The 4,505-nt window shown below is 75.2% G+C and carries 5 protein-coding genes and 2 pseudogenes; 4 read left to right on the plus strand and 3 right to left on the minus strand.

What is annotated here, in order from left to right; genetic code table 11:
- Positions 1–199, plus strand: a pseudogene (locus AB0K09_RS30110) (ABC transporter ATP-binding protein); the annotation flags it as partial.
- Positions 200–209: 10 nt separating this feature from the next.
- On the plus strand, positions 210–875 hold the full coding sequence (locus tag AB0K09_RS30115; RefSeq protein ID WP_366068581.1) for an ABC transporter: 666 nt from the start codon (positions 210–212) through the stop codon (positions 873–875).
- Between the two features lie 154 nt (positions 876–1,029).
- Here AB0K09_RS30115 and zapE read toward each other — a convergent pair whose 3' ends face one another.
- Positions 1,030–2,106 carry a cell division protein ZapE gene (zapE, locus tag AB0K09_RS30120; protein ID WP_366068582.1) on the minus strand — a complete coding sequence of 359 codons (1,077 nt, stop codon included), beginning with the start codon at positions 2,104–2,106 and terminating at the stop codon, positions 1,030–1,032.
- A gap of 113 nt (positions 2,107–2,219) precedes the next feature.
- Here zapE and AB0K09_RS30125 point away from each other — a divergent pair, with 113 nt between their 5' ends.
- Together AB0K09_RS30125 and AB0K09_RS30130 are read left to right on the plus strand one after the other, a co-directional pair.
- Positions 2,220–2,996, plus strand: a complete 777-nt coding sequence (locus AB0K09_RS30125; protein WP_366068578.1) for a pyrimidine reductase family protein — start codon at positions 2,220–2,222, stop codon at positions 2,994–2,996.
- Between the two features lie 159 nt (positions 2,997–3,155).
- Entirely contained in the window at positions 3,156–3,620 is a 465-nt protein-coding gene (locus AB0K09_RS30130) for an indole-3-glycerol phosphate synthase (protein WP_366068579.1), read from the plus strand.
- A 15-nt stretch (positions 3,621–3,635) separates the two neighbouring features.
- Here the strand turns inward: AB0K09_RS30130 and AB0K09_RS30135 are convergent, their stop codons facing one another.
- Together AB0K09_RS30135 and AB0K09_RS30140 are read right to left on the minus strand one after the other, a co-directional pair.
- Positions 3,636–4,313: an ATP-binding cassette domain-containing protein gene (locus AB0K09_RS30135; protein ID WP_366068580.1), complete on the minus strand. Its 678-nt coding sequence runs from the start codon at positions 4,311–4,313 to the stop codon at positions 3,636–3,638.
- Positions 4,310–4,414, minus strand: a pseudogene (locus AB0K09_RS30140) (ABC transporter permease); the annotation flags it as partial. The pseudogene AB0K09_RS30140 and the gene AB0K09_RS30135, both read right to left, overlap by 4 nt.
- Positions 4,415–4,505 lie beyond the last annotated feature (91 nt).

Here is a 4,505-nt window from a genome sequence, read left to right on the forward strand (position 1 = left end):
CGTACGGATCGACGCCGAGAGCCCGGACGGCGGCCCGCCGCCGCCCGGCCTGCCCGGAGACCCGTCCCACGAGCCGCTGCCCGGCGGCGCGGGCGTGCGGCTGACCGTGCCCGCCGCCCAGTCGGACGCGCTGCTGAGGGCACTCCTCACCGCCTGCCCCGCGTGGCACGTCCGCGCGGTGACCCCGGAGGAGCACTGACATGCGCGCCCTGCCCGCCCTCGTCCGCTACCAGACCGAACTGCTGCTGCGCTCGCACCGCTGGCTCCCGCCGCTGCTGCTCTACGGCGCCTTCCTCGCGGTCGGCCTCCGGCCCGGCGAACCGGTCCTGGACTCCCTCGGCTGGGGGGCCACTGCCGTGCTGCCCGTCGCGGCCTGGCTGGTAAGGGTGTGCGTGACCAACGAGCCGGACGCCGCCCGGGATTGCGCCGCCGCCGCGGCCGGGGCGTGGCGCGCGCATCTCGCGGCGGTGCTCACCGCGCTGCTTGCTTCCCTGGTCCTGGCGCTGGCCGGCAGCGCGGTGATCGCCGCGATCAGCGATCCGCGCAGCGCCGACCGTCAGGTCGGCGTCCCCCTGGGCGCCGCCGCCGGCGCCGGGCTGGCCGCTGCCCTGACCTGCGCCCTGCTCGGCACGGCCGTGGGCGCGCTGTGCAACCGGCCACTGCTGCGGAGCACCGCCCGGTCGGTGCCGGCCACGATCCTCGCGGCCTTCGTCGTCCTGTTCCCGGCGGTCTCCCCGGCCCGGGCGGCCGTGACCGGCCTGGTCACGGGCTCCCTGGACGGCACGGTCACGGTGCCGGTCCTGCCGCTGGCGGCCGCGGCCGCCCTCGCGGCGGGAGCCACAACGCTGGCGTGCGCGCTGAGCGCACGGCGGTAGCGACTGTCCGGTGGCCATCACCGGGGGGCGGGGGCGTCAGCCCCCGGTCCTTTCCCGCCGCAGCGGTGCTCTGCCCAGTGCGACCGGGCCGGCGGTGTCGAATCGCGCCGCAAGCCGGGGGCACGGGGGCAAGGCCCCCGTACGATCAAGCAAATTACTCCGCGGCCAGCGGCTTTGCGTCGCGCGCCAGCGCCGTCAGGCGCGAGATGGCGCGGAAGTACTTCTTCCGGTAGCCGCCCTTGAGCATCTCCTCGCTGAACAGCTCGTCGAACGGCCGTCCCGAGGCCAGCACCGGCACCTCCCGGTCGTACAGCCGGTCGGCGAGCACGACGAGCCGCAGGGCGGTCGACTGGTCGGGCACCGGCTCGACGCCGGTGAGGCACACGGCCCGCACCGAGTCGCACAGCGCGCCGTACCGGCTGGGGTGGACCTTCGAGAGGTGCTCCAGCAGGTCGGGGAAGGCGTCCAGCGAGGCGCCCTCCGTGGCGTGCGCCACGCGCCGGACCGTGTCGTCGTCGTACGGGGCGGGCGCCTCCGGCAGGCCGCGGTGGCGGTAGTCCTCGCCGTCGATGCGCAGCGTCTGGAAGTGCGCGGACAGGCCCTGGATCTCGCGCAGGAAGTCGGCGGCGGCGAAGCGGCCCTCGCCGAGCTTGCCGGGCAGCGTGTTGGAGGTCGCGGCGAGCGCCACGCCCGCCTCGACGAGCCTGCGCAGCAGCGTGGAGACGAGGACCGTGTCGCCCGGATCGTCGAGCTCGAACTCGTCGATGCACAGCAGCTTGTGGCTGCCGAGCGTCTGGACGGTCTGCTGGAAGCCGAGCGCGCCGACGAGATTGGTCAGCTCCACGAACGTGCCGAACGCCTTCTGCTCGGGCGCGGCCGGGGCGGCGTGCCAGAGGGACGCCAGGAGGTGGGTCTTGCCGACGCCGTAGCCGCCGTCGAGGTAGACGCCGCGCGGGCCGGCCGGCACCGCGGGCTTGCTCTCGCGGCGGAACCAGCGCTTGCGGCCGGTGTCGCCGGCCGGTCCGCCGCCCACGCCGGCGGCGAAGCCGCCGAGCGTCCGGACGGCCTCGGACTGGCTGGGCCGGTTCGGGTCGGGTATGTAGTTCTCGAACCGCACGGAGTCGAAGCGCGGGGGCGGCACCATCTCGGCGACCAGACGGTCGGCGGGGACGTGCGGGGTGCGCGAGGTCAGCGCCACGGGCGCGGCGGCGGCGGTGCGCTGCGCGGGTATCGAGCCGGTGGCGCCGGCGGGGGATGCGGTGGAGGACGACACAGCGATCCAGCGTAGCCGCTGAACGGGACCGTCCCGCCGCGCGGAGGGCGAGCCATGTCACACTGCGGCCTATGCGACGCCTGTTCCCCTCCCCGCTCAGCCCCTCCGACCTCGACGACCGGGAGTGGGGGCTGGACGAACTCGCCGACTTCTACGCCTACCCCGACGGGGCGGGCGGTGAGGGCGGCGTGTGGCTGCGGGCCAACATGGTCTCCTCGCTCGACGGCGCCGCCCATCACGAGGGCCGCTCCCACCCGCTCTCCTCGCCCGCCGACATGCGGATCTTCGGCACCCTGCGCGCCCTCGCCGACGCGATCGTGGTGGGCGCCGAGACCGTGCGGCAGGAGGCGTACCGGCCCGCGCGCGCCCGGGAGGCGTTCGCGGCGCGGCGCGCGGCGCTCGGCCAGGCGCCCGCGCCGGTGATCGCGGTCGTGAGCGCGGGGCTCGACCTGGACTTCTCGCTCCCGCTGTTCACCGCGCCGCTGGTGCCGACGCTCGTGCTGACGGGTGCCGCCGCGCCGCGCGAGCGCGTCGAGGCGGCGTGCGCGGCCGGGGCGGAGGTCGTCGTGGCGGGCGAGGGGCGGGGCGTCGAGCCCGCGCGGGTCCTGGAGGAGCTGGCCGCCCGTGGCCTGAAGCGGCTGCTCACGGAGGGCGGCCCGCGGCTGCTGGGGCACTTCGCGGCGGCCCGGGTGCTCGACGAGATGTGTCTGTCCCTGGCTCCCGTCGTCGCCACGGGCACCGCGCCGCGCATCATGGACGGCCCGCCGCTGTCCGTGCCCGAGCGGTTCGCGCTCTCCTCGGTCCTGGAGGAGGAGGGCTTCCTGTTCACGAGCTACCGCCGGGTCTGACAATCGGCGGAATTCACCGTTCCGGTTGCGTTCCGGCGGGCAGAATTGAGTCAAACGCTCCCCCGTGGGCACGGGAAGGAAACAGGCGGGCTCACGGGGAGCACGCGCAGGATGGTTTCTGTTGGGCCCGGTGGCCCACATGGAAGAAGGGCGCCCACCGTGTTCACGAGCGTATTGATGATCGAGCAGCCGCTGTCCCCGGCGGATGTCGAGTTCGTCACCACCCTTCATGACGACGATCTGTCCTTCGTCGTCCTCATGCGGCCCAGAGGCAACGAGGACCGGCTGCTGCGCGCCATCGACGACGTCGCCCTCGGCGAGCTGGAACAGGCCGTCCACGAGGCGGACGAGCCCGAGGGCGAGGAGGCCGTCCCGCCGGCCACGCTCGCCCTGGAACACTCGCTGCGCTCCCTGCGGGACGCGGGCTGCGAGGCCGTCGGCCAGATCATCGGCGGGCACCCGCTCGACGTCCTGCGCTCGGTCGTCGAGCAGACCGGCGCGGACGAGGTGATCGTCCTGACCGCCCCGCACCTCGTCGAGGAGTTCTTCCACCGCGACTGGGCCTCGCGCGCCCGCCACAAGGTGGGCGTCCCGGTGCTGAAGCTGTACGCGCACAACGAGTGACGGTTCCCCAGCGGGTCAGGCGGGCGCCAGACGGCCGTCCGTCATCGCCAGGACCCGGTCCGCGCGGTCCAGCAGCTCGCGGTCGTGCGTCACCAGGACCGTCGCCGTCCCGTGCTCGCGCGTGACCTCCGCCAGGAGGTCCATCACGCGGGCGCCCCGCTCGTGGTCCAGGGCCGACGTCGGCTCGTCCACGAGCAGCACGGACGGGCCGGGGAACAGCGCGCGGGCGATGTTCACGCGCTGGCGCTCGCCGCCGGACAGCTGGTGCGGGCGGCGCCCGTGCCGGTCCCCGGCCAGGCCGGCGGAGGCCAGCAGGGCGGCGGCTCGGATCCGTGCGGCGCGCACGTCGCCGCCGCGCAGGTGCTCGACGGCCAGGAGCTGCTCCACGGCCGTCAGCGACGGCAGCAGGTTGGACTGCTGGAAGACGATGCCGACGTGCTCGCGCCGCAGCCGGGTGCGCTCCCGCTCGGTCAGCTCGCCGGCGGACCGGCCGGCGAGGACGACCCGCCCGGAGTCCGGGCGCAGCAGCGTGGCCGCCACGGCGAGCAGGCTGGACTTGCCCGAGCCGGACGGCCCGACGACGGCGATCAGCTCGCCGGGGGCCACGGTCAGCGAGACCGCGTCCAGGGCGGTCAGCCGGCCGTCGCCGTCGGGGTGCGTGAGGGTGACGTCTTCCAGCGCCAAGGCGGTCATCGGGCGGCTCCCAGGGCGGTCAGCGGGTCGACGGAGGTGATGCGGCGCACGGCGAGCGCGGAACCGGCCAGACCGAGCAGCACCATCGCCGCCACGGGCACCCCGGCCGTGCGCTCACGACCGTGCCTCCTCGCCGGTGCCGGGGAAGAGGCGCCCGTGGACGAGGTGCGCGATCCGGCCGAGCGTCAGACC

It is taken from the genome of Streptomyces sp. NPDC049577 (genome assembly GCF_040675635.1).
Classification (GTDB): Bacteria; Actinomycetota; Actinomycetes; order Streptomycetales; family Streptomycetaceae; genus Streptomyces.

Bases quoted from the DNA above. Each gene is read 5' to 3' on its own strand.
- AB0K09_RS30125 (WP_366068578.1), top strand. From the start codon at position 2,220: ATGCGACGCCTGTTCCCCTCCCCGCTCAGCCCCTCCGACCTCGACGAC.
- AB0K09_RS30135 (WP_366068580.1), bottom strand. From the start codon at position 4,313: ATGACCGCCTTGGCGCTGGAAGACGTCACCCTCACGCACCCCGACGGC.